This is a genomic window from Mesorhizobium sp. M9A.F.Ca.ET.002.03.1.2 (assembly GCF_003952365.1).
Classification (GTDB): domain Bacteria; phylum Pseudomonadota; class Alphaproteobacteria; order Rhizobiales; family Rhizobiaceae; genus Mesorhizobium.
Window position 1 is genome coordinate 2818270 of sequence record NZ_CP034443.1, and the last position, 25181, is coordinate 2843450.

Here is a 25181-nt window from a genome sequence, read left to right on the forward strand (position 1 = left end):
ATGGGTCTTACGCAAACATGCAGCAGTGCCACCGCCATCAGGACTTCATCCGCCCCTCAAAGCCCCGAGCGCGAGGGGACGACGTGTAAGGCAACATGTCATCCTCGACAATGATGCCGCGCATAAAGAGGTAAGGTCCCTCGTCGTACCGGCGAGCCCCTTCGCTGGGTTCGCCGAGGGTCTGGTTTGCGAACGTCGACCGACAGCATCACGCATGGGCGGCCGGATCGATAGACAAGCATTGACCGTGCCACCAGCGCATTGAGGGCAGCGCAGAGTCCAATTGGCCTGTGCCAGCCGGTATGTTGGAGCTTCAAGTGTGGCCAGCCAAGCGGGCTGAGGCCATGGAACTCCTGATATCCTGGACAGTCCAGATTGCAACGCACGACGCCTTTGGTCATCGCCCGAACGTTCATTGACGCTCAGCGAAGCTTGCGTCATCCGGACGATCTGGGAAAAGCTTGGCCGGGCCGGCGCCTTCCCAGGCGCACGGGACGCGCGACGACCCATGTGGACCTTGGATTTCACTCCGCACCTACGCTGCTTTGGCCTTGTCAGCAGCCTGGGCGGCATAGCTGAGTCCCGCCCTTGCTCAATCTGCCAAACCATCTCGCTCACAATCGATCGGGTGGTTTGTGCCGTCTGAACGCGCATTGTCAACTTGCCGACAGTCTGGGGTTCCGAACCCGACAGTTGATTCAAACCGACAATGGCCCGCCTCAGAAGCAGGCAACCGCGCTTCGTAGCAGGCCGAAGCTAATCGAGGTTCGCGGGTCTCGGTTTGAGTGTGCAGTGTCGCTGCGCGCCTGATCTTTCGGTCTGATGACAAAAACGTCGTCATTTTGGCCGACGATATCGGTCGGGAGCGGGTATTGCGGTCGAGCAGCGACCCAAGCACGTCCACAAGATGTGCCGAGTTTGCAGGGTTGGGTCATTGTTTCTGTCGACGTTTGAGCGACAGCGCACGACGAAACGTCTGGCATACGCCTCGTCTGGCACGCGCCTCGCGTGTGTGGCAGGTGCTGCTGGAGATCAGGCGGTCGAGTGGGCCTTGCAATTTTCCGATTTTGCTGCGCCTAAAGTCTCGTGTACAAATCAGGCTGGCGTGAATGGCCTGCCTAAGTTGCGACTTGTTACAAAGGAATGGATATATGGCGACTGGAACGGTGAAGTGGTTCAACAGCACCAAGGGTTTTGGTTTTATTCAGCCCGACAACGGCGGTCAGGATGTCTTTGTCCACATTTCCGCTGTTGAACGAGCGGGCCTGTCGACCCTTAATGAGGGCCAGAAGATAAACTACGAGGTCGAACAGGATCGCCGCACCGGCAAGTCCTCTGCAGGCAGCCTCAGCAAGGCTGGCTAACGCGTGCGGCAAGGATGCGGCATACTCCGGACGCATTGACCGGCTCGAAACACGGCCGGAGCATGCAACCAGGTAATGCCGCGGCAGCGATTGCTGGAGCCGTCGCGAATTCCTCTGGAATGAGGCTCTTGGACGGGAAAGGCGGGGCTCGTCCCCGCCTTTTGATTCCGCGCAGATTGGGCCTACGGCTGCCGCGCGTCCCGAACGACTGTTGATACGGATTTAGGCTGCGACCTTTTTGCGGGTCCGTTTCGCCGGCGCCGGCACCGGGGCTTCCGGCTCTTTCGGTTTGCGGCCGAGTCCTATGGTCTTGGCCAAGGCGGAGCGCGTAGCGGCGTAGTTCGGCGCCACCATCGGATAATCCGACGGCAGACCCCATTTGGCGCGATATTCGTCCGGGGTCAGACCATAGTGCGTCGACAGATGGCGCTTTAGCGATTTGAATTTCTTGCCGTCTTCAAGGCTAATGATGTAGTCCGGTTCGATCGACTTTTTGATCGGGACAGCAGGTTTTTTCACAGGCACAGGCTCTTCTGCCGGTATTAGTCCGGCCGTGCCTTTTAGAGCCCCGTGCACTTGGGCGATCAGGGCAGGAAGCTCCCCCGCCGGGACGGGGTTGTTGGAGACGTAGGCTGATACAACATCGGCAGTGAGCTCGATGAGGATGTCGGTGTTGTGGGCTTCTTCTGTCATAAACTTCTCCGGGCAGCTTGAAACACAGTCGGGCGAAGTGTCGCTACATAGTGGCGGTTGCCGCTGAAAGCAAATGGATCGACGGGTGCGCTGCTCCCCACCATTGAAGTCTCGGGGACGTATCCCGTCATCGTCCATCGGCCTAGAGGCAGCGTATTGCATTATGGGAGCGGTCGCGCCTGCCCCAAGTTAGAGGCAGGCATTCGCGCGTGAATTAATCAAATCCATCCTGAGCGTATCTCGCGTGGCAACCACGAAGGCGCTCTGGCAACGAAGCGAGGCGGATGGCCTTGCGGGTGGCCGAGAGATGTCATCCGGCTCTCCTGCCGACCTCTGCCGGCCAGATCTGGAGCAACAGCTTTGCGCAGATATGGCTCTCTTCAGAGGCCATCTATGATGGGAGCCGAGCGCGTCTCGAGCCGGGGAATAGGCTGCACATGCGCTGTGCCCACCTATTGCGATCGTGCTAACCTTGGCTGTTCGGACTTGCCGTTAAGGCAAGCGACAGATTGAAGTTATGCTGCACCATCTGATTCCCTGGCTCGGTTTCGAGAGCTCGCCGATACAGGGCCTGTGCCGCGTCATGCCGCCCCTCAATGTCCAAGATCACGCCCTTCGCATTCAATGCACGTACGTTTGCTGGGGCTGCAACCAAGACGCTGTCGAGCACCTCAACCGCTTCGTGCGGGCGCTTCTGGGCCACCAAGGCTTTTGTAAGCCGTATCGCCGCATCAACATTGTCCGGGTGCTGCTTCACCTCATCCCGCAAAGCCCGCTCTTGAACATCCTGACCAACTTCGCGCAAAATGCGTTCGCGCATAGCCGGATCGATTTGATCGGCGCTGAGCAACTCTGGGGAAGATGTCTCCTGCACGGAAAGAGCGGGCTTTTGCCAGCTGGCGCAACCGCCCAAAGGCAGAATGGCGAGTACGGCAAAAAGAAGTGAGCTCCGGCGCAGAAACATAGGCGATGGAGAAACTGTATTTCTAACAAATTTCATATTATCTCTCGGTTATCAGGGAGGCGGGTCGCGTTCAGTTAGGAAAGGTGGAACTACTCTAACAATCCGCTGTTCGATCCGTGCGGGAGTTTGACGGATCCTGCCGGGCGAATTGTAAAGTCGGAGGCGAGGTCTTGATAAGACAGCACGGCGAGATCGATCCCGTTTCGCGTCAGAAAGCCGCGGACGAAACGTCGGACATCCATTGACGTCAACAGAATAGGGCGGGTTTGACCCGGTTCTGTGTTCGAAAGGACCTGACGTATCTGTGATAGCATCGCTTCGCTTTGCCGATCCTCCAGTGCGAGATAGGGGCCTGCATCCGAATCTCGAACCGCGCCACGCATCACATCCTCGCTCTCGCGTTCGACGACCAGGGCGGACACGATGCCCTCGGTGTTGGCATAGCGGTGGCAGATCTGTCGCTTCAAACCAGAACGGACATATTCCGTCAGCAGGGCAACGTTTTGCTCACGCTCGCTCCATTCGGCCAATGCCTCCAACACGAGACGGGTGTGGCGGATTGGGATACCTTCCTCCAGGAGGCGGCGCAGAACATCGGCAATCCGAGGAATCGGCGTCGTGCGCAGCACCTCTTTCACAAGATCAGAATATTCCTGCTCCATTCGGCCCAGGAAATGTCGGGTCTCTTGGATGCCCACCAATCGCGGTGCGTAGCGGGTCAACGTTGCATGGACGCGCAAGGCGAGGAGTTCGCCGGGAGCCCAATGCTCCGTGCCGGCGCCCGTAAGGGCCTGTGCAGGGGTATGTTCGACCGGGAGTCTGTCCGTTTTCGGCTCACGCCTAAGGGGGATACCGCTCGAGTCGACGTGCGCTACATCGGCTCGGAGCGTCATCTGGCTTGGATCTATCGCGTCCTGTTCGACTGGCACGCCCTCGACATCTATCCGGAATTGCGATGTAGGCAGCTGCTCGTCAACCAAGACAGGGATGCGGGGAACGATAATGCCCAGATCGGCTGTGACCAGGAGCGAAACGCGCCCAATATGTTTTTGCAATTCGGCTTGATCGATCGCCTGCATAAGATTTGGCGCTAAAAAAAATGCGATCGGGAATTCCTTCGCAGGCGCGGCTTGCTTAGGCTCCGCTGCAGTTCCATCTTTCGCATCGGCAGTGCCGGCGCCCAGCACATCAGCCTTGACAATGCTTACCGCAGCGAACACTGCGGCCAGCATCAGAAAGACGGGGAGGGGAAACCCAGGAACGAACCCCATCACGACCAGGACGCCGGCCGCCAGCCGCAAGGCTCGAGTACTGGCCGTGAGCTGACTGACCATTTCGGTACCGAGGTTGATCCTCGCCGTCCCAGTCACACGGGTGACGATGGTCGCCGCAGTAATGGAGAGCAGAAGGGCCGGAATCTGCGATATCAATGCATCGCCTATCGTCAGCAGAGTATAGTGATGCAGCACCTCGCCGAAGGACATGCCCTTGGAGAGCAGACCGATCGAAATTCCACCCAGCATGTTGATGCAGATAACCACCAGCCCGGCGATGGAATCGCCCTTCACAAATTTCATCGCGCCGTCCATCGCGCCATATAGTTGGCTTTCCTTCTCCAATTCGGCGCGCCGCCGGCGGGATTCGTTGGCATCGATGTGGCCGTTGCGTAGCTCTGCGTCGACCGCCATTTGCTTGCCCGGCAGAGCATCCAGCGTGAAACGCGCCGCCACTTCTGCCACCCGTTCGGCACCCTTCGCGAGGACCATGAATTGCACCATGGTGACGACCAGAAATATGACGAAACCCACCACGATATTGCCTGAGATGACGAAATCGCCAAAGGTATGAATAATGCTGCCGGCCTCCCCCTCGGCCAGGATCAGTCGCGTCGTTGCGACCGTCAGCGCGAGACGGAATACAGTGGAAATCAAAATAACGCCGGGCAAAGAGGAAAAATCAAGTGGAGTACTGACATACAGGGCAACCATCATCAGCAGTATGGCCAACCCCATATTGAATCCTATCAGTGCGTCGACCACCACGACCGGGATAGGCATGACCATCATCGCGACAGCCAGAAGCAGCATCAACGCAACCATTAAATCCGGGCTGGCCGGCGCACGCTTGATGAAGTCACGCAGGACGTTGGCCATCGAGACACCTTTGCAATCGGTTGAGACTTACTCTGCTGTTACGCCCTGAAACGTAGCTTTCGAACTCCGAAGGCGCCTCGGCCTTGGCCAGCGCGTGACCCTGCATGAGAGCCACAAACAGGCGCGAAATGGCTGGGCAGCAAATGTTTCCAACGCAGCCAGCTTGTCAGCACCGAGCGCCACAGGATGTTTGGCTGGCCATAGAGTGCTGCTTGATGGGGCCTGCGAGCTTTCAATATGGGAGAGCAGCAATGCGGCCATTCCTGCTCAGCAGCACACGGCTGTCCTCAATACGATCGACTACCCATCCATCAGCTAAAATGGCCCCGACAAAATACTTCTCGCTGTCGATGACAAGATACGGTTGGGCCCCATGCCACACAGCTTCGACCGCGATTGCGGATGGCGCCTTCTCCTCTTTGATGAGCACTCCGTTCACCAGTGTTAGAGTACCCTTGGTGCGACGATCGAACGATTGCTGAAGCTTCTGCCAGCTGATGACCGATTCAGACGTGACGGTGCCCTCGGCGGTCACAACACCCTTTGCGGAGCCAATCTTGACGTCGAGAAGACCCGCTCGATCGACTTCCTCCTGCAGCTCTTTGGCCGCTGCCCCCGTAAGTTCATTGTCAGCGCGGTGACTGATCGTTCTGGACGCGACTTCAGCCCGAAGTGAATTGGGGCTCGATCCACTTGCATTGCCAAGATAGGAGAACATGCCCGAAAGCGCGCCGATCCCGAGTGAGCTGATTATGACCATGGCGAGCACACCGATCGGTAGGCGCGGTATGCCGGTCGAACCAGGCGGCTCTGCATCCTGCACGGACCAAGCAATGGACATCTCGCCTACGAGCAGGACGGCAGGAAGGGGCACAACAACGGACTGGCCTGCGGCGATATTCCGGTTGCCCTCGATACTGAGTCCGGGTGCAAGCGCCTCGAGTTCGATCGACTTGCCAAGAAGAGTTACACGAAGATGATGCGGTGCCAGTCCTTGCTCGACAAAGACCAAATCGGCATCGAAGCCGCTGCCGATTAAACACGTTTGAAGATCCGTCTTGCCGGTCAGTCCGCAATAGAGCCCCGAAAGCACTTCGAAACGGAGGGAAACGGCGTCATCCACAGAGCATCTCTCAAACAGGATAGAAGCCGCACGGCAATTGCCATGCGGCTCATTTCGGGACTACGTCGCGTCAATAAGGAGACGCGCTAGGGGCAGTCTAAAAGCCGCTTCCGACATTACGAAACGCGTTCGTCGGCGGCCTTCTTGATGGTCTGGAGATTGGTCGTTAGAGTGCGCAACTGGACACTCCTTTTCGTCGCCTCCAAGCTAACATTGGTTAGTTCTTGCACTTGCGCCTGAAAAGCAGTAGCATCAGCTCCGCTTGTATTGCCGGGAGTGCCACTGTTAGTTTTATCGGTATTGCCGGCGCTACTGGTATTGGTATTGCCTGATTTCTTATTATTATCAACTGCAGCCATGATCATTCCTTTTTCTGTTGGAGTTGTGCCGTCAATAACGGCCTGTATGACCTCACGCCGGATTTTCCCGCGTCAGGCATCTTCTGTGTCATCCAAAGCTTCATCGGCCTCAGCCATCGCATCGTTCGCGAATTGGAACGCGAACGATCGCAGGATACTTTGGAAGGCTTCACTTTGTGCTGCAGACTGTGAGTTGTCTTGAAGTTGATCATTTGAAACGGTCCGGTTATCCGCCCGATCGTTCCCGCCAGCTGGCTTGCCATCATTCCCACCAGCTGGCTTGCCATCATTGCCACCAGCCGGCTTGCCATCACCAGAATGCTCGGATTTCGAATCCCCATGGCCCTTTCGGATCAAGGAAGTCCCGAGGTTGCCAACTCCACTCCCAATTGCTGCTATCATCAGGTACTCCGGCATTTGCCATTGGCGGCGACGTGTTAAAGGTTAACCTCGATCAAGCTAAGGGCGGGAGCTTTCGAGAACCTGACGGCTTTTGACAAAAACCGGCCAGCGCAAAAACGTATGCTCTGCAGGATGTTGCTCTCGCATCGAACAGTCGACCACGATCTCGGCTGTTCGGCCAATCCCGCCGTCCACGCATGCCGCGACCGAATGGCAGCCGCAGCAGCTCGTTTGCATCCTCGATGCTGTGGTGTCGAACAGGAGACACGGTCCACGTGCTGCATGACCGCAATGACCGTATTCTTGCTGGCTCCACGGGCGCACGCAACGAGCAGGAACTCGGTCTTTGCATCACCATTCTCTCGCCTGCACATCACGGCCCGGCGCGGTGAGCTCATTGGCTTCGAGAAGGTCGGCGAGTACGAACATGGGATGGTCTGCCGGCTTTGGGAGGCCGGTGCGGATCCTCTTCTCACCATATCGAAAGCTTGAAGCGGTCGGATTTTCTTGCCCTGTTCGTGAGAACTCCCATCGTCAGCTAATCGTCAGCCAAGCGGTCTATCTAGGCCGGCCGTGCCTGACCTTCGGATCCAAAGGTCCCGTCTCGACACTTTTTGTAACTATAGATCGAGGTTTCCCGCGCGATACGCAACGCACACGCTTCTCTGAAGCAAATGTGTGACTTTGTCGGTGGCGAACGAGAGGAGTGACGCCTCAATAAAATCGTCAGGCACGTGTCTAGGAAGGGGAGCTAGCCGAGTTGGTCTGATTTCATTCGCTGTTCCTGGAAATCGGCGGACTGAAGCGCTGATAATCTCAGGACATCGATGGCAACGTTGCGAAAGTCCTGTGAGCTCGGGCCAATCTTGGCCTGCTACTGAGAAGCACTTTGGCGGGAACATTACGCCGTCGCGGGTCTGGCTGACCGTGACGTTAACCGAAAGATGCCGCTGGTCTCGTCAGCCGCCAGCACAATAGCAGCACATTCTCGCCTACTACGGAGACGCAATATGAAGGGCATTGGCCGACCACGGAAATCGCAGGCTGAAACTGGAGCCAGCCGCGCGGGGCGGGCGAGCAGTTCCCTTTCGCAATCAAGTCTTGCTGCGGGAGAAGGTGGACAGTCATTCGATTCCGTTGTGGAGCAGATGCGCTCTGGGGACGCCGATAGGAGGCCCTCCTCCCTTCCAGTTGCGCGCGGTCCAGGCGATGCCCGCGAAAGTCTGCCAGGCGCCTCGATTGGCGAAGATCAAATCCTGAACGCACCGCCACGTGGAGCCGCTGCGCCACCACGCGGAACCGTAGCGCCACGTGGCGCAGCCGCAAGGCGGCGCGGTTCTCCCTCCATGTCTGAGGGCGAAGCCATGGCGCCGGTCGGTAGCCAACTATCAACCGCGCAGGTGGAAGGCACCAGCTCATCGTCAAATGAAGATATCAGTCCGACACAGCTCAGAATGAACAGTCTTGTTCAACAACTGACTGATTGCGAGGCTGCGGCCAGGAAAACCGACGTCCCCGAGGAGGCGGTGGAGCTGATCAGTCGGGTCGTCGATGCAGCCTCAGCAATTCTGGAGTACCGCGCTAGCCTGCCTGCGGCTGAGGCGCAGACAATTATGCCAGACGACAAGGTGCGTAGATGTTGCCAGATCGTGTGCGACGCCGCGAATGAAGTAGACAAACTTGGCCTGTCGACGATCACGAAATTGGACAAAAAGACCAAGAAAGCGGCAGGTATGGTCGATAAACTCTACTCCTACTCCCAGGCGGACCGGCAGGAGCTGTTGATTTTAAATGTGGAGAACCACCATACGGCGGCAATTAAGTGGTGGGAAAAAAAGGCATGGCGCTCCGAACGGCAGCGATCCGCCTGCGCTGCCACCGCTAGCCTATCCAGTGGAACGCCCGTGATGCGGGAAGCCGAGCGGTGCGCACTGCGGCTGCGTGCCGGCTCGGTACTGAGTGTCAGGATCTGGCTGGTCCGTGAGCGGATCGGTCTTGCGCGGGCCAAGATTGAACTGCGGGCGAGCAGGTTCGAGCCAGATTTGAAGGAACTCCTCGTCGGTCGAAATGGAGTGGTGCAGCTGATGGCAAGCGCCGTTCAAGAAGCTCTTCGCGCCCTCTCTTTGGCGAAGGGCATAATGGATGATGGCAAAGCACTCAACGCTCATGATTGCGCGGTTGTAGAAAAAATCATGGAGCGGCTTTCGGATTTTGGATTGGCGTTGCACGAGGTGCATACCAAGCTAAGCCATACCTACCCAGATGCCGGCCTCCCATTGAAACTGTTCGAACGGATCGTGGACGATGCATGGATCACTGCGCACGATGCCATGCACTTGTTGAACCTGCAGTCTCCGCCGTCAGCCATCATGGCGCCACAGGCCCAGGCGGGCGCTGCGATGCCGGCCAGGGCAGGCGCTGCGATACCGGCTGACACTGCTGGTACGGCTGCAGTGTCAGAAGGCACTACAGCGCGAAGGAAAGGGAAGTCAAAGCATAAGTCGGCAGCTCGCGCCGGGACTTCTGCCGCCGGGCAGCCATCAACACCAGTCGCTGCGAACGCCGGCACAGTGCCAGCAGCCAAGGTTCTCGCGCGCTCGGATCAAGTTGCGAGTACACAGGTGAGAGCGCAAGAGGTGGCTGCGAGTTCGTCGGGGGCAGGCTCGACAATCGGGGGCGCCGCGTTGTCAATGGAGGTATTGACGGAGCGGCTCAAACGATTGGACGAACTTTTGCAGTTCGATCTGGCCGGTCAGCAAAGCGTCGTCTCCCAAGTGCGCCAGATGAAGCCTGAGGAGGCCGGTAAGGTCGTGGACGATGTGGCCCAGTACCTGCGAGCCCAGGCCATTGAGATGCAAACCTGTCTCGCCGGGTTGCAGGGGCGTAATGTACGCCTGCTACTCACCTCCACCCAGCTACCCAAAGTGCACGAACGCACAGACCAGCTCAAAGGGTTGCTGAACATGGTGCTGGGACAGGCCAACGCATTGAATGAAGGAAAAGCCGGCATTACGACTGATTGCATGAAGACCTACGCATTTCCGGCGCAAAAATACCTGGAACATTTGTGCAATGCCGACGAATTGATGCCGCCGGAGGCACCGGTCGCGCTGCGTGGCGAGCCAGGAAAGCTGTTTGAGATGAAGCTGCAGCCCAAGATGCTGGTCAATGGTGCGATGCCGAGCCCGATGTGGGTGCACATCCACACGAGTCGCCCCGTCATGGCCAGAAACTTGGAAGGGCTGGCTGATTCCGAATTCACCGCTTGCCACGTTAAATCCAACGAACAGCGCGGCTACAATCGAGAGCGAGAGGAAGCCGATGCTAGGTCCGGTCGCGAGAAGGTCATAATTCATCGCGGCAAACTCACCCCCGCTTTCTGTAAGTCCTTGTTGACCTCGGGGCTTGGCCGCCAACCACGCCATTCGCGTGCCGAGCTCCCGTCGGCGCAGGCTGCATGACAGGGCACGTACTTTGGGGTCTAGGGCAGAATGCGGCCGGCCACGCTGTGAGTCAGCGAGCATTTCTCCTGGCCAAACCGCGAATGCCGCTGCGCGAGTTGCGGTCCGGCGATTGGAGTCGATCGGCTACCGTCAGGGCCGATTTGCGATGTCGCGTTACCTGCTGTTGACGTGGCGGCGTATCTTGCCTCCCATCCAACTTATCGCCGAGATCGCGCCGCCAAGATCGAGGCGGAAGGTCTTCCTGCGAGCGCGGAGCAGGCATAGCCGATCCGATCGGGATCGGCGCATCGCAACGACCCAACGGTGTGGTGGAGAAAATTGGATTCGGGAGAGCTCGTATCCAAGAGGCGGAGTTCCGGCCCGAATACAATCCGCTCGCAAGCACCCACGATGCGCATCCGCAGTTTATTGTCTGGGAGATGGGCTGGATCGCTCGGCGGCGCTGGCGCTAAGGCGGGGCTGTCGCCGGACAATTAGCATTCACTGCCAACAGCCTTGCAACCGTCACCAGTTGCAAGGCTCGGCGGCGGGTCGACAAATCACATGAAATCGTCGTCAGACCCGCTATCGCTGCTGTCGCTGTCCTCGGTTTTGTGGAGATAGAGTGGAGGTTTGCCTGCACGCTGCCACTCACCGGCACTGTTCTTCGTCCATTTGTCGGGATGCTGCGTAGGGTCAAGCACCAGGTCGCCATGATCCACTTCAACAAACCCCATCGTCTGCGCGCGCGCTTGTGCTTCCGGATTAGCCGCACGCCAATTCAGCAACGGTCGGTCGCCGTCTATCCGAAGTTGATGCTCCAGCAGAATATCGCCCGCATTTTCGACGAGCGGATGGGCGACTTGAAGATCCACTATGGAAGTGACCTCAGTTCGACCAGGAAATTGTTCCCGCCAACTTTCCGATTCGAACTCGTTCATGCTGAATCCGCCTTCCATTCTCAGCAGTCCGGCACTCCGGTCTCCCAATTGGTAACTGAAATATCGCGCGTGCTCCGTATCTCGACGGATGCCATATTGCTGAGCAACGTCCGCGGTGCGCCTGGCTCGTGACGATACGAACTCCGAATACTCTTGAGGATTGTCGGCGATGTGCGTGATTTCATCACCATGAAATTGCCTCACCTGTCTCCTGAAGGAAGTCCTGTTGATCTCCACCACAGGAGGTCGGGAATTGAGGGAGTATGCTTGGGGAGCCGCCGATGATGAGGCGCCGCTACCTTCCGATCCGGATAAGTGCATTCGGGCAAATGTGTCCGCGAACCCTTCGCTTCCTGCATCCGATTGCTCGCCGGCATTATGCGCGCGGTAACTATCGGATGAGCCAATTCGACCATACATGACGATTCGTACTCCTATGTTTCGCAACCGAGCTCAAGTTAGCACGGCTGTTCAACATAGGGCGCTTAGTTGACGACTAGCTGACGAGGGCATTCCAACGGCTGCACCAATCAAATCCGCACTGCCGGCCTCAAAACCTCGGACTGCGCCACGCACCGGCCAGCAGAGGCTGAAAGGTCATGCCCGGAGGACTTGCCGTAGTTGCTGGGTGGCAGATCCGAGGGGAGTGATTGCCCCAGGCCCGCGGTTGCGCGGTTGGCCTGACAGAGACACTGGGGCACGGATGGCCAGCCGACATTTGCCACTAGCATGGAACCAGGTCAGTTTTGAACTGGGCAGTCGTGGACTTCCAATGACTAGGCCAAGCCTGCGGCAAAGAATGCTTTCGCGACAGGCTGGAAATATTGCATAGGAACCGCGTGGCCGAGTTTTGTAGTGCTTATCAGCTGACGCGCTAAGACATGGTCATGGACGATCGTCAGGCGTAGTGCCCGCGCCTCACTCAACACATGTGAAACGCGCTCACCTTCGGCACGGCAAACTAAGAACGGCACCCCGGTTTCACCGCGAACGTAACGCAGACCGATCAGGACCGCCCTTCCTGTTAAGACCAGCGTGGCGCGATGCACGCCAAGCGCAGGCTCGTCGGCCGCCTCCTCGCGGATGCGACGCTGTTCACCTTTCAACTCTGGCGCTCCTTGCTGATCCTTCGACTCGCGCGTCACTTCGGTATTGGTCATGCGCATTTCGCGCAGATACAACGCGCGCTGGAGCAGGAGATCGATCAGTCCGCCGACCAGCAGTGCGCCGGCGCCAATTCCCATCAGCAATTTTGTCTCCATAAAGATGAGGCCAACACAGCCCATGCCGCAGATCGGCAGAGGGACCATTGTCTTCCACATCCCGAGAAGGACAATGGAAAAGGTTGCGCTGAGAACCAATACCTTGAACATGGTCTTGCAGACTTCGACCATGGAACGAGCAGACCCCAAGCGCTTCAGCCCTTCAAAGGGGTCAATTTTCTTAAAGCTGAGCTTCATCGGCTCCAGAGAGAAGACAAATCCACCATTGGCTAGCAGGCTGGCCAAAATCACCGCGGCGACGAGGGTTCCAAGCAGCGGGCCAACAGCCGCGACGGTGAGTTGGACGAGCACAACCAATGCCTGCGGCACCGCGGTATCGAAAGGTAGGCTCTGCAACTTGGTGGCTAATAGGAGCGCTTCCCGGCATTTGTCCTCGATCACGCTGCCTCTTAGCCAAAGGTAGCCGAGCCCAGCGCAAGTCCCGACCGCGCGGACGAAATCGGAGCTACGTGGCAGCTGTCCTTTTTTGCGCGCTTCACTTAACTTCTTCGGGCTGGCGGCGTGTGTCTTCTCTTCACTTGTGTCGCTCATGGCAGCAATTTGTCGAACCACTCCAGCGCGCCGTTGGCTTGTGTGACCTCCAGTTTCATGCTCTCCACCAGATAGGCAGCGTAGGTGACCATGAGAACTGGAAAGACAATGTTCTTGATTGCCGGAGACAGTTGGCTCGCCTTAAATTGCGGGGCAAAGCGACGCAGCAGCATCATCGATATATCAATCAGTATCAGGAAGAACACGACAGGCCCCGATACCAATAATGCCGTGCGCATTATGCGGTCGAGAAGCCCCAACAACTCCATTGCTCCTGGCCCGCTCAGTGTCGGGTGAAACTGATACACCGGCCAGATCAAGTAGCTGCGGTACAGGACACTGATCAAAGTTTCCAGGCCTCCTGATCCGACGAATATGGCAATCGCAGTGATCCCCAGAAAAACGCCCATCGCGGAAGCCTGACTGTTCGTCGCGGGATCGGCCGAAGCGGTCGGGCTGCTGATGCCGCGTTGGTTGTCGATAAGCTCCCCGGCAGCCTGAAGGCCCCAAAGCGGAATGCCAAGAAAAGTGCCAAGGAGTACACCGACAAAAACTTCCTTGAATCCGAGCAGGGTTAGCTGGATCAGGCGTGTATCAGAATCCAGCGCCGGCAATCCGCCGCTGACGTGTGCCAGGCATGGTAGTGCGAAGCCAACAGCCAAACAGCCCCGGATCAGCCCACTGATCTGCGAGCGTGTGAATACGGGAAAGATCAGCATGATGCCCATCGCGCGGGCTGCCCCAAGACCTGCCGCAACGACGAGTTCGAGAGCCGTCTGGATCAGAATTTGAATATCGGCCGATGGCGCGTCCATGGGGCGGACTAGTAGCTAAGTGTCATTGCGGGAAACTCGGTGAAGATCTGATCGGCTAGCTCTATGAGCGGGGCGCTTAGCACAGGAGCAAACAGCCCAATCACCGCGACAACGACCAGAAGCTTCACGGTGAGCGGCAAGCTTTCATCCTGGATCTGCGTCGCCGCCTGGAGGATGCCGATGACGAGGCCGACAACCACTGATGCAATGAGCGGCGGTAGAATCCAGATCATGAAAACCACCAGTGATTGGCTCATAAGAGTAATGATGCTGGATTCAGTGATGATCAGCCTCCCGGTAACGTATAACTCAGCACAAGCCCATGCATCAATTTTGACCAACCATCAATGGCAACAAACAAAAAGATCTTGAACGGGACAGATATAACAGTTGGTGAGACCATCGACATACCCATTGCCATCAAGATAGTTGTCACTATCAGATCTATAACAATAAAAGGCAGATAAAGTAGAAATCCTATCTCAAATCCGCGCTTCAATTCTGATAGCAAGAAAGACGGTACAAGTATTGCAAAGTCATCAGGCGTGGCTGCAGCGTGCATTTCCTCTGGCCAGACCTTTTCTGTCGAAGATAGGAAAAATCGCCGCTGCTCTTCATTTGTGAATTTCTTGAGATGCTCGCGCAAGGGCTCACTTCCGGCTTTAGCGGCGCTTACCCAGTCGTCGAATGTCTGATAGTGGAGCTTGGGATCCGACATGCGGTCATAGGTCTGCTCAGCAACGGGCGCACTAACGAACATAGTGAGGATCATCGCCGCGGCGTACAGCACCACATTGGGTGGTATGGTCTGGGTCCCGAGCGCATTGCGGACGAGGAAAAGAACAATTGATACCTTTACAAAGGCCGTTGTCGTGGCAACTGCTAAAACCAGCAGACCGAGTCCGGCGGTAACCGCAAGAAGCGCCAGGATTGTCGGCTGAGCTTCACTCATTGCATGCAAACCCGCCACGGAGCCTGATGCCCAGCTCTTCTCCGATGCGGACAATGTCGCCACGCCCGATACGCTGACCATTGGCCACTATGTCGACCGGGCCGTCGATCGGCCATCCAAGTTCAAAAATATGCCCTTCGCCGGCACTTCTTAATTCCCCAAGAGAAATAGGCCAGCGGCCGCATTCAAAGACAAGCACGATCTCGACATCGTCGAGATCCTTAGTAAGCTCCAGTTGCGATCCGGGTTGTGTCATATGCGCATTCTCCAAAGGACACGGTCGCGGGCGGAAAGGCCCCCGCAAGATTAATTCATCGCCGTCAAGATCCGCCCCGGCGCACAACTGGCCGACAGCTAGGGTGATCTGGCCGCGGCCGAACGGCGCAATATCGGGCAACAATGCATCACCGACACATGCGCTTCGAAGAAGCGCCGCAGGAAGGCGAAGCGTGCCGACCTCTCCTGCAACAATGAGCGGGAGCTCTGGAGGCAGCCCGCCCAGCTGCCGCGGCAACTGGGCAAGCAGTTCGCCTAGCGCGCGAAACGCAGGCGGTACTAAGCCGTCAAGAGGCGTGAACAGGAATAGACGGCCCTTGCCCTTGACCGCGCCGAAAATGATGTCGAGTTCAAGATGAGGAGCCAGCATCGTGGCTTCGCATACGCGCACGAGTTGCACGTTCAGACGCGTCGTCTCCTCCAGTCGAGTGACAAGCGGCTCAAGAGCGAGTTCGAGAATAAGCGAAGCAGTTGGCTCGGAAGGGAAGGCCAAGCCGTTCTGCACTGTCGTGATGAACTCCTCTACGAGCGGGCGCGACAGCGACAAGATGACCGTTTCGGCTCCCACTCTCCAGACGCAGTCAAGCATCGGAATGGCAGCAGGTTCCTGCTGCCAGACAAGCCCTGCCGTTCGCACCGATAGCGGCACCTCGTTGATCCGGCTTTGAAACGGCGTGCGGGGCGCTGCTGTATCATTGAGCCACGAGACAACCGTGCGGGACAGTTTCAGAACTGGTTCGAACATGGCGGGTGTGACCGCAGCGGCTATCAAAGACTGCACGGTCGTGTCATTCGGACGACCTCTTGCGACTGTCGGATCCGGTTGCGCGGCATTTAGGCAAGCGACCCCCTCGCATATTTCAGCAGTATCTCGTCGTCGGCCTCGATCTCGGCTGCGGCCTCCGAATGAGTCTCGACGGCGCGCCGCACGTCGTCCTCGATTTGTTGCCATTTGTCCCTTGCCGCCGAACATATGACCCATAGCTCCCTCGTCCTGGACGCCGCCATCTCAGCCTCCTCTTGAGCGATTTGGGCATCATCAAGCATCTGCCGTCTGGAAGTGATCTCAGCGGCAAGCTGTTCAGTGTGAAGGCGGTGACGGTCGAGCGCTGCGCTAGACAAGTTGTCGAGTGACATCAGATGCTGATAGAGCGCTGCTTCTGTTCTTGAACAATGTTGCTGTATCATTGCAAGCTCCCTAGCGGCATTTTGTACGGCTGAGGCGGCCACATCGCGCTGGGCTTCCTTCTTGGACAGCTCGCCAAGGGCACGACGCTCTTGCATTTCCTTCAGAAGCCGTAACCTCGAAGACTGAACCCAGTTCACGCGGTCAGACGCGACATCCATGCGACCGTCTCCTCGAAATCTGACGCGTCATCTTCGCTCTGGCGCAGAAACTCCCTCAGTTCGTCGATTGACGCGACGGCCCGGTCAGTCAGGGGATCTCCACCTGGCTTGTATTCGCCAACATTGATCAAGAACTCGGTCTCGGCATAGCGCGATAGGAGCTCGCGGAAAATGGATGCTGCCTTGCGATGTGTCCCCGAAACGACTGCATCCATGACGCGGCTGCGACTCTGCAGCACATCAATAGCGGGGAAATGCGATCGCGCCGCAATAGCGCGTGAGAGGATGACATGGCCATCGAGAATACCACGCGATTCCTCGGCGATTGGATCACCCGTGCCATCACCCTCTACAAGCACCGTATAGAAGGCCGTGATTGAGCCCCGCTCACCCATGCCGGCGCGCTCGAGCAGGCCTGGCAGCATGCCAAAAACGGAAGGAGGAAAGCCCCGTCGCGTCGGCGGCTCACCCGCAGCAAGGCCTATTTCGCGCATAGCGCGGCAGAAGCGCGTCAGCGAATCCAGCATGAGAGCAACGCGTAGGCCCTGATCGCGAAAATATTCCGCGAGCGCAGTCGCCATTGGAGCGCATTGCGCACGCTCCACCGCCGAGCGGTCGGAGGTTTCAACCACGACGACCGTACGGAGAAGGCCCTCTTCACCAAGATTCCTTTCGATGAATTCACGAACTTCCCGTCCACGTTCGCCTATGAGCGCCACTATGACGACGTCAGCGGCGGCACCCTTTACGATCTGTGACAACAGCGTCGACTTGCCACCACCTGGCTCGCCATAAATCCCGATCCGCTGGCCCTCGCCGCACGTCAGCAGACCATCGAGGACACGGACCCCAAGCGGGAATGGCCGCTCAATCATGCGCCTCGTCATCGGATTGGGGGCTCTGCCATGCAGGGGCCGAGTTTCGACGGTCTTGATTTCGCCTTTGCCGTCCAATGGGCGGCAACGACTGTCGATCACGCGACCGAGCAAATCGCCGCCGACGGGCACCTCACGCATTCGGCCAGTGGCCACGACCTCTGCGCGGCTGGATAGGCCCACCAAGTCCCCGATCGGTGTCAGCAATACACCATCACCCGACAGGCCGATCACCTCGGCCTCGAGCGACAGCCCGGTTCGCGGGTCCTCTAGGAGGCAAAGTTCCCCAATACGAGTATCTGGCAAGACGGCATGAACCAGTGTGCCGATAGCCCGCGTGATCCGACCGCGCACCGCACGCGTGTCAATTCGCTTGGCCGCAGCCCTCAAAGACGAGATTGCTGGAACGAGAGCTCGAGTGTCGGCGTCAGCGTTATGTTCTGGGACGGGCTTTCTCATAGCTCGCCTTTTTCACATAGCGTCCCGAAACCAAGGCGCAGCGCGCGCATCTGGGCGTCAAGTCCCAGGTCGACATTGCCGTACTCGCTCCACAGCACGCACCGTTGCGGCGACAACGTCGGGTCGGGCTCGATCCGCACCCTTGGTCGACCATCCTGGCCGTCGCATCGAGCAAACTCTCGTGCAAGCATGTCGACTTGCATGGGAGAAACATGAAGGCAAACTTCGGCGCCGCTGTATTGACACTCTATGGCGTGACGAACAGCCCTCACCAGTAGCTCGCCCGGATCGAAAGCGCCGATAAGATCGCTCAATATTTCCATCACGAGCTGCGGCAATTCCTGCTCCAGAGCCGCCTTTCGTCGCGCGATTTCGGAGATTGTCTCCGCAATCAGCCCTGCCATCTCCTCGGTGCCTGCATTCGAGCCCTCCATGTGGCCGCGCACCCACGCCCGCTGGTAAACGGCGCGTGCCCAGTTTCGAACGCGCTGCCGATGCCGTTCTGCCGCGGCAAGCGCTTGCGCGGCGCTGTGCCAGGTTTCGAGCTCGCTCGCGGGTATCAGTGGTCCGATTGGACGCATCTGCGGCGCTATTGGCCCCTCGGAAAGTTCGGCTGTCATTTCACCGGGGTCTCTGTCTCAAAATGAGCTAGTACAAGTGAAAGCAATTGGCCGGCGGCGGTCCAATGCTCAGGTGCTGGAGTCTCCGCGGCAGTCCCCTCGGGCAACCGAAGAAGCACGCGGTTACGCTCGGTCGCTGAACTGTCCTGGAGCCAAGCCCCAAGACATGCATGTCCATCGTATTCGATTTGCTGAGCGAGTTTTTCTGGGTCCGCGATCAGTCTGTTCTCAACGGCATGCAGCAGGTGTCGGATTCCGAATGCGTGTGCATCCACGCCGATGCGTTTAACAAGGATGGCAAGCTCAGGCTGAGAGACAAACGCGACCAGCGAACGGGCATGCCAGATACTACCAGCAAGAAGGGCAGCTCGATATGGATCGTGCCCGCGTAGAAGGTCCGGCCTGCAGCCGATGTGGTTCAGATCCACGTCATAGTTGCCCAGCAATTCTGCCAGCCTTGGATGCAGTCTGGAACACTTCTGCAACTTCACTAACGTTTCTGCCGATAACGCTGGATCAAGACGCGCCGCTAGACGGGTCGGATGGGCCGAAGCCGCAAGCTCGCTCGCGCCCGGAAAACGCAATTGGTGCGGACCATCAGGTCGGGCGGTCTGTATAGGCATTGGCAATGAGATGTCACCCACGTCCAATTGCAGGCATTCTTTTGCGAATGGCCTCGACAGCAGAAGCATCCCGGCGCCCCTCGACCTTGGAAACGCCGGTTGATTGCTTGCGCCGACGCGTAGCAACGCTGACCAAGAGATAACAGGCCACTGCGAATACGGCTGCGGCAAAACCTGTCACGGTCGCCAGAATTGGCGCAGGAAGAGGTGTTGATGCTTGTGGCAAAACAGCAGTCGGATCGGGCCGTTGCTCGTGTGCGGACCGTTCTACCGGCACCAAAACCACTTCCACCTTATCGTAGGACAAGCCTTCGATGCTGTCGGCTACCAGCATCTTTATCTTTGGCAGCAGAGCCGCGACATTTGTTTTGGCGTCGTGCCTGATAAACACCGCGGCCGAGGATGGCGTGGCGCCGGCTCGCACAAGGTCGTTATGCGGCAGCACGACGTGAACACGTACAGAAAAAACGCCATCGATATCGCTGATCGTCCGCGACAACTCTTCGCTCAGGGCATACACGTAACGGGCACGCTCCTCGGTCGGCGAGGCAATCAGGCCTGATCCTTGGAATATCTCACCGAGGTTCTTGAAGGATTGGCGCGGCAACCCCTTGGCGTTCAGAAGGTTGATTGAGAAGGCGAGCAGCTTTTCGTCAACCTGGATCGTGCTGGTCCCATCCTTGGCGACCACCCGGATCGCGGCGACCCCGTTGTCTTCAAGAAGTGCGAGCATTTCATTTGCCTCACGCTCTTGCAATTGCGTGTAGAGGTCGGTTTTGCAAGCACTGAGGGCGACGAGAACTAGCAGCATGACAAGTCTAACCGACCGCCACCCTGACAGGCCACGCATGATTTCGCCCTCGGCCAAGCCAATCATGCGCGCGGTTCAGCCTTCCTTCAAAAGTTTATTCACGGATGATGTGACGCCGCTGACGCCTTTGGAGATAAGCGCCACCTGGGTGACGCCGTTGTAAACATCCCGAAGACCAGCCATCATCGTTTCGAAGTCTTGCCCTTGTTGAGGAATGCCCGAGATTCCGGTTCCCGCCTCACCTGCGACGGGAAGCTTCTGCGCCGGTCCCGGTAGAGCGCCCTTCGAAAGGGCTATGTCATGGTCGAGCGCGGGGAAGGAAACAGTGTTGTGTGGATATAGGGAGGAAATCGTCTGCAACACGCGATCGCCCATGCCGCTCGTCGGCGCAGCCGCGCGCTGAACATCCATCGCCGCAGCAACTGGCGCCGCACTCGCTGGCTCCGCGGCGGCATTGTTTTTCAGCGAGTCGGCTGCATGCCCTAAGGCGCGCTCAAACTGGGCCTGCTCGACAATCGACGGTGATCCGACCCTGGGGAGGCCAGCCGTTAGAGTGGCAGAGATCGACGTGACAGGCATCATCATGTAAGGACTCGGTTGCTCTCTCTGACCGGGCGGGCCCCGCCCATTCATCACCCGGTGTCGGCGCAACACTCCTAGGGGGGCAAGCTGACAACAAGCTGACTAACGGCGGCGTCATTTCGACATCTAAAATCTCTTCGGCAATTTAGTCACTTGTGATGATTTCAGCGTTTGGTTTATCAGTGCGACATGCCGAGAACGCTTATCCAACCCGTCACCCTGCATGTTTTGAGACTTCTCTGTGCCGGGTTTTTTCTGTCCACCGGGATTCACCCGGCGCACGCAGTCCCGCTGTCCCTTCCGGCGACACCCTATAGATACACGGTTCTGGATCAGGAACTCGCTGCAGCGTTGCAGGAATTCGGCAACAACCTGAATATCAGGGTCAACATCAGTCCTGCGGTGAAGGGGCGAATTCGCGGACGTATGCCTGATTTGCCACCGCGCGCGTTCCTCGACCGCTTGACGAACCTTTACGGTCTCCAATGGTACTATGACGGCCTTGTGCTCTATGTGTCTGCTGCACAAGAATCGCAAACTCGAATGCTTTTGATGACGTCGATTCGCTTCGATGCGTTCAAGGGGGCTCTCGACAAGCTTGATATCTCCGACGAGCGCTATGTGGTCAAACCCGTGCCAGGCAATGGCCTCGTCTTCGTTTCCGGTCCACCGCGCTTCGTCGCACTCGTGGAGCAGACCTTTAACGGCTTGGTGGCGGAGGCGCAGGCGCAGACTCACATAGCGGCCACGCCAAAGGAATCAGTGCTGATCTTGTTTCGCGGCTCCTCCACTACGGTCGTTCGCGACGGACGACCGGATGCTTCTTATTCTTCTGACATCCCACAACAGGATAGCGTTGGCGGGAAGCCTGAGCTGGGCAAGAAATGAACATTGAGGATTTGCCGCAGCTCTGAAGAACATGACTGCGGCTACCCCTTTGTGAACTCTTCGCAAACTCGTCAGTTTCTCGAAAGCTAATCCGCTCATGATGAGTCCCGGCAGCTCTCGCGGTGACTCCGGCCATTGTGTTGGACCGAACCTTGGAGCCGGCCCGGAACACAGCAATTGAAGGCAGGGCAGGCGCATTCGTGACCTGCCGACGCTTGGAATTGTCGAATTTTGTGAAACGCAAGGGATCTTCTGTCGGGGTCTCTTGTGGGGATTTCAACGTCACGTCTGAGGATGCACAATGTCGGCCAGCAATCTTTCAACTTTCTACCGCTCAAATTCGCTACAGTCCGCAAGGGGTTGGCCGGGCCTGAAAGTTTCCCATTTTGCGACCCAGCATCAGCAAAGTGCATCGTGCTTCGAAGCGATGCTGTCCACTTGTGTGCTGGCAAACAAGCCCGGCTCTTTCGCGCAAGGGGATCTGCCAACGTCGAATCTTGATTCGACAATGGATAAATTGCGGCAGGACCCTTTGGGCCATCTGGCACCGGATGTCGAATCGACATTGAAGGGCTTGGAGCAACACCCACTGGATCTGCTGCCGCCACATATGAGGGCGGCTCTCAAGGAGGACCAATCGCAACGCTCCAAGGCGACTGAAGCCCAACATCTGCTCCGCGTCACCCCGAAGATCGAGCCGGCTCCCAGGCCGAGCCCCGGAATCACGTGGAACGGTGGGTCGCTGACCACGGCTGAGTTGCAGATTGTTGCGGTACTCAACCGTCACAAGGACCAATGCCCGCTTAGTTGGAAGTCGTTGACCGAGAAAGCCAATGATCCCTCTACGCCACCGGATCTGAAAGCGGCGATCAAGGGACTGCAGCAGGATTCGGGACTTTTTTATGCGATTGGCTCGCAGGGCGACGGCCGCTGTGGAGGCAAGATCAACGCCAAGGACTTGGCCGGATTTTCAAACCACCACCCACAAGTTGCTGCATTTCAGGAAGCCCAAGCGCAAAGCTACGAGCAGAACTACATACCATCCGACGGCAGCGGAGGTTTGCAGCCTTCGGTCATGACCTTGAGCGATGCCTTGCGGGAGTTTTACCGGTACTCCGAAAATCTGTCCAAGGACCTGAGTCTGGATGAGTTCAAGAAAATGGTCGGCGGCGAATCGAAAAACGGCAAATTTCCGCCCCAGGTCATTGCGGCGGCGCAATATTTCCTCGATCACCCCGATGCTTGGAACCAGTTGTGCGGTGGCTCGAAAGGGAAGATGCACAAAGAGGATTTCCTGCAAGTCGCCTCATCGTCGATGAGCCTCACGCAAACTGAGCTGAATACGGTCGAGATGATCAAGGACCATCAGGACACGTTCTTTGGAAGCGGTGTTCTGACTCGCGACAAACTGGCGAAAATGAAAGACGACAAGAGCCTTGATCCGAAAGTGCGGGAAGCAGCCTCTCAGCTCCTTTCAGATCCTCTTTTGTTTGGCCTCCTGAACAATTCGATCACGGGCTATAAGACCCATCATAAATTCTTCGACTTTGGCGGCGGGCATACGGTTGATTCCGGCAATATCAGCAAAAAAGACTTTGCCCATTTTTGCACAAACATGTCGTCTGCGAACCGCAACGTTCAGCAGCCAATCACCCACGGCGCCCAAACCGCAGAAGAGCAGAATGCCGTCGCGGACATGAAGATGGGCCTGATGGACCAGCCTGACATTAAGTCAGCCAAAAAGAACGGCGGGGCCGTCATGCACGTCGTCGACTCCGTGCTCAAAATCGAGACGAAAGTGCTCGACTTGGCGGCAACGGCGGTGGGACTGCTCAGCTTCATTCCGGGCCTCGGACAAGTAGCCGATCTTGCCTCGATGGTTCTCGAGGCTGAGTCGCAAGCAGCCAATCTCCTGCGTACGGCCATTAACGGAGGCGATATGAAGCGAGCGCTGGAGGAAGCTGGCCTCAATATGGCCGCGCAGGCGATCGGCCTTATCGCAGGCCCCGAGGTCAAGCTGGCCATTCGAAATGGGCTCGTAAAGCACCTGATGGAAGAGGCCTTGGCGGCAGGCATTGATCTTTCGGTCTCGACGGCGCAGGACTACGCAGAAGGCTATGTGAATAACCTCCAAGCGCGCCTTGCAGGCGGCCCTGAGCAAAACCTAGGCCTTCCGAGCATGCCATCATTCCAGAGTGTGGCAAGCAATGTGCCCTTCGTCGGCATTGCCTTATCCTAGCCGTCGCCTTGCGCGGAAGCTTTGGCTCGCGCGCTGAGATAAGGGTCATTGTGGCACAAGCAGGGGTTCATCCGCATCAACGCAAGCGGTGTTCCTGACGCCATCTTGATCGGACTGTGAGGGAGATGTCCGAAGTCTGTGAAGGCTTCGGTATATGACGACTTCAGAGTTACGCTGAGCCCAGCCATCTCGAGCCGGTGCGCCGGGTCGAGGTTTTCACGGGCGCCGGCCGGCAGCGGGAATGGTCTCCGGAAGGCACGGCGCGGATGGTGGCGGAGCTGGCGCAGCCGAAGGAACGGCTGTCGCGCGCCCAGGGCGGCCTCCCGAACAGCCAGACGATGATCTCCTGCGGCCTATATCCTTGTGCCCACGCTCAAGGCAGTCGGCTGAAAACAGCGCTGATTTAAAACAGCATTATCCTGCACTGCACCCTCGATCCTTGCGCTCACCGATCGCTCGTCGACACGCACGCGGTCAAGTCGTTATCGGCGCTATGCCGATGGGCTTCGAGAGCAAGGTGGACGCTGAGCGGTGCGTCAGCCTCAGGGCGCGGCTGGCCAGCTTTGGGTCTCACGCTCTATGACGGCAACACCCGGCTGATCCACTTGGCCTGTTCGGGGGCTCCCGGCAGCGGCGCGGAAGCCACGGTCCGCCTTCCTCGGCTTCAGGCCAAAGACACCGCAGCATGCTCCAGAGCTATGTCTGCCGCCTTCGCCCCATCGTCGCTGGTCATGTGGAAAGGACAAGCAGGCTACGCACCCCATAATCCCGTCGGGCAGGATTCGACAGTCGACGGCGAGACATTCGCCAAACCTCACCCTTGATTCTCAGCAACGTTAAAAAAAATTCACATAATGTTCGTGAGCGTAGTCTCCTGTCAGGTGGTACATTAGCCCCAATATCTGGCGTCTTAGTCGTAGAAAGGACTGTGATCCATCTTCCATTAGCATCCATACCAGCGGATTTACAGCAAATGACGAGAAGAGATCTCATGCGGATTGATGGGGATAGAAGGGCTAGCGGCTTGCTGCATCCCGTCCGGGTTGATGCCAACCAATGTTGACACTGGTAAATCGCGTAAGGACGGCAGCGCATCTTGATCGCCTTCGAATCCTGGGCCTTTGCGCGCATGCGGATCTAACCGTCGGCGAGCTGGCCGATATTACCAGTCTGCCTCGCGAGCAGGTTCGACGCCACGTCCGGCGGCTGGTCAGAGCCAACTTTCTTTGCTGCAACGAACAACGTCCGCAGTCTTCGTACCATATGCAAGCAGGAGGCAAGGATGGCGGGCTGGCTCAATTGGTGGTCGATCTCCTGCCCCACGATGATGGTCATCATAAAAGAGACCTACAACGCCTGGAAGCAATACAAGACGCGCGGTTGAAGGGACCGCCTGCTTGATCGTGAAATAGATCAGTCCAAATGGAGCGCGACTACC

23 protein-coding genes are annotated in these 25181 nt (G+C 57.7%); 5 read left to right on the forward strand and 18 right to left on the reverse strand.

Annotated features, from left to right (window positions below; all coding sequences use genetic code 11):
• Window positions 1-1151 precede the first annotated feature (1151 nt).
• Window positions 1152-1364 (forward strand): cold-shock protein, encoded by a 213-nt coding sequence (locus EJ066_RS13715; protein ID WP_008874821.1) that lies wholly within the window; start codon window positions 1152-1154, stop codon window positions 1362-1364.
• Between the two features lie 222 nt (window positions 1365-1586).
• On the opposite strand, the gene EJ066_RS13720 is transcribed toward EJ066_RS13715, so the two are convergent.
• From EJ066_RS13720 to EJ066_RS31370, 6 genes are all read right to left on the reverse strand, one after another.
• Window positions 1587-2057 (reverse strand): MucR family transcriptional regulator, encoded by a 471-nt coding sequence (locus EJ066_RS13720; RefSeq protein ID WP_029354830.1) that lies wholly within the window; start codon window positions 2055-2057, stop codon window positions 1587-1589.
• A 466-nt stretch (window positions 2058-2523) separates the two neighbouring features.
• On the reverse strand, window positions 2524-3057 hold the full coding sequence (locus EJ066_RS13725) for a tetratricopeptide repeat protein (RefSeq protein WP_101918715.1): 534 nt from the start codon (window positions 3055-3057) through the stop codon (window positions 2524-2526).
• 53 nt (window positions 3058-3110) lie between these two features.
• The gene (gene sctV, locus EJ066_RS13730; RefSeq protein WP_029354834.1) at window positions 3111-5174 is read right to left on the reverse strand and encodes a type III secretion system export apparatus subunit SctV; all 2064 of its coding nucleotides are present in this window, start codon (window positions 5172-5174) and stop codon (window positions 3111-3113) included.
• Window positions 5175-5406: 232 nt separating this feature from the next.
• A complete protein-coding gene (locus tag EJ066_RS13735; protein ID WP_029354836.1) occupies window positions 5407-6297 on the reverse strand; it encodes an EscD/YscD/HrpQ family type III secretion system periplasmic domain-containing protein in 891 nt (296 codons plus the stop codon).
• Window positions 6298-6413: 116 nt separating this feature from the next.
• Window positions 6414-6656: a nodulation protein NopA gene (locus EJ066_RS31975; protein ID WP_224570034.1), complete on the reverse strand. Its 243-nt coding sequence runs from the start codon at window positions 6654-6656 to the stop codon at window positions 6414-6416.
• 72 nt (window positions 6657-6728) lie between these two features.
• Window positions 6729-7058: a hypothetical protein gene (locus EJ066_RS31370; RefSeq protein WP_091595908.1), complete on the reverse strand. Its 330-nt coding sequence runs from the start codon at window positions 7056-7058 to the stop codon at window positions 6729-6731.
• A gap of 1346 nt (window positions 7059-8404) precedes the next feature.
• Here EJ066_RS31370 and EJ066_RS13750 point away from each other — a divergent pair.
• Entirely contained in the window at window positions 8405-10519 is a 2115-nt protein-coding gene (locus EJ066_RS13750) for a hypothetical protein (RefSeq protein ID WP_029354840.1), read from the forward strand.
• Between the two features lie 542 nt (window positions 10520-11061).
• Here the strand turns inward: EJ066_RS13750 and EJ066_RS13755 are convergent.
• From EJ066_RS13755 to EJ066_RS13810, 12 genes are all read right to left on the reverse strand, one after another.
• Window positions 11062-11862 (reverse strand): Effector protein NopP, encoded by an 801-nt coding sequence (locus EJ066_RS13755; RefSeq protein ID WP_091595847.1) that lies wholly within the window; start codon window positions 11860-11862, stop codon window positions 11062-11064.
• Window positions 11863-12218: 356 nt separating this feature from the next.
• Window positions 12219-13256, reverse strand: a complete 1038-nt coding sequence (locus tag EJ066_RS13760) for an EscU/YscU/HrcU family type III secretion system export apparatus switch protein (RefSeq protein ID WP_029354843.1) — start codon at window positions 13254-13256, stop codon at window positions 12219-12221.
• On the reverse strand, window positions 13253-14071 hold the full coding sequence (gene sctT, locus EJ066_RS13765) for a type III secretion system export apparatus subunit SctT (protein WP_091595845.1): 819 nt from the start codon (window positions 14069-14071) through the stop codon (window positions 13253-13255). The genes EJ066_RS13760 and sctT overlap by 4 nt, the downstream gene beginning before the upstream one ends.
• Before the next feature lie 8 nt (window positions 14072-14079).
• Window positions 14080-14328 carry an EscS/YscS/HrcS family type III secretion system export apparatus protein gene (locus EJ066_RS13770; protein WP_081714428.1) on the reverse strand — a complete coding sequence of 83 codons (249 nt, stop codon included), beginning with the start codon at window positions 14326-14328 and terminating at the stop codon, window positions 14080-14082.
• 29 nt (window positions 14329-14357) lie between these two features.
• Complete coding sequence (sctR, locus tag EJ066_RS13775; RefSeq protein ID WP_029354851.1) at window positions 14358-15023, reverse strand: type III secretion system export apparatus subunit SctR; 666 nt, start codon at window positions 15021-15023, stop codon at window positions 14358-14360.
• Entirely contained in the window at window positions 15016-16044 is a 1029-nt protein-coding gene (gene sctQ, locus EJ066_RS13780; RefSeq protein WP_187331393.1) for a type III secretion system cytoplasmic ring protein SctQ, read from the reverse strand. Before sctQ ends, sctR begins: the two co-directional genes overlap by 8 nt.
• Window positions 16045-16133: 89 nt before the next feature.
• Entirely contained in the window at window positions 16134-16646 is a 513-nt protein-coding gene (locus EJ066_RS13785; RefSeq protein WP_091595843.1) for a hypothetical protein, read from the reverse strand.
• Complete coding sequence (gene sctN, locus EJ066_RS13790; RefSeq protein WP_024505372.1) at window positions 16622-17980, reverse strand: type III secretion system ATPase SctN; 1359 nt, start codon at window positions 17978-17980, stop codon at window positions 16622-16624. The genes EJ066_RS13785 and sctN overlap by 25 nt, the downstream gene beginning before the upstream one ends.
• A complete protein-coding gene (sctL, locus tag EJ066_RS13795) occupies window positions 17977-18600 on the reverse strand; it encodes a type III secretion system stator protein SctL (RefSeq protein WP_091595841.1) in 624 nt (207 codons plus the stop codon). The genes sctN and sctL overlap by 4 nt, the downstream gene beginning before the upstream one ends.
• Window positions 18597-19292: a nodulation protein NolU gene (locus tag EJ066_RS13800; protein ID WP_268931536.1), complete on the reverse strand. Its 696-nt coding sequence runs from the start codon at window positions 19290-19292 to the stop codon at window positions 18597-18599. The genes sctL and EJ066_RS13800 overlap by 4 nt, the downstream gene beginning before the upstream one ends.
• Window positions 19237-20100, reverse strand: coding sequence for a type III secretion inner membrane ring lipoprotein SctJ (sctJ, locus tag EJ066_RS13805; RefSeq protein WP_091595839.1), 864 nt, complete (start codon window positions 20098-20100; stop codon window positions 19237-19239). The genes EJ066_RS13800 and sctJ overlap by 56 nt, the downstream gene beginning before the upstream one ends.
• 9 nt (window positions 20101-20109) lie before the next feature.
• On the reverse strand, window positions 20110-20619 hold the full coding sequence (locus EJ066_RS13810; RefSeq protein WP_029354864.1) for a nodulation protein NolB: 510 nt from the start codon (window positions 20617-20619) through the stop codon (window positions 20110-20112).
• A gap of 186 nt (window positions 20620-20805) precedes the next feature.
• Between EJ066_RS13810 and EJ066_RS13815 the strand changes: the two genes are divergently transcribed.
• From EJ066_RS13815 to EJ066_RS13830, 3 genes are all read left to right on the forward strand, one after another.
• Window positions 20806-21504: a secretin N-terminal domain-containing protein gene (locus EJ066_RS13815; RefSeq protein ID WP_091595837.1), complete on the forward strand. Its 699-nt coding sequence runs from the start codon at window positions 20806-20808 to the stop codon at window positions 21502-21504.
• A gap of 427 nt (window positions 21505-21931) precedes the next feature.
• Window positions 21932-23743: an HrpF/NolX family T3SS translocon protein gene (locus tag EJ066_RS13820; protein ID WP_236370748.1), complete on the forward strand. Its 1812-nt coding sequence runs from the start codon at window positions 21932-21934 to the stop codon at window positions 23741-23743.
• A 1056-nt stretch (window positions 23744-24799) separates the two neighbouring features.
• Window positions 24800-25144, forward strand: a complete 345-nt coding sequence (locus tag EJ066_RS13830; protein ID WP_091595831.1) for a helix-turn-helix domain-containing protein — start codon at window positions 24800-24802, stop codon at window positions 25142-25144.
• Window positions 25145-25181 lie beyond the last annotated feature (37 nt).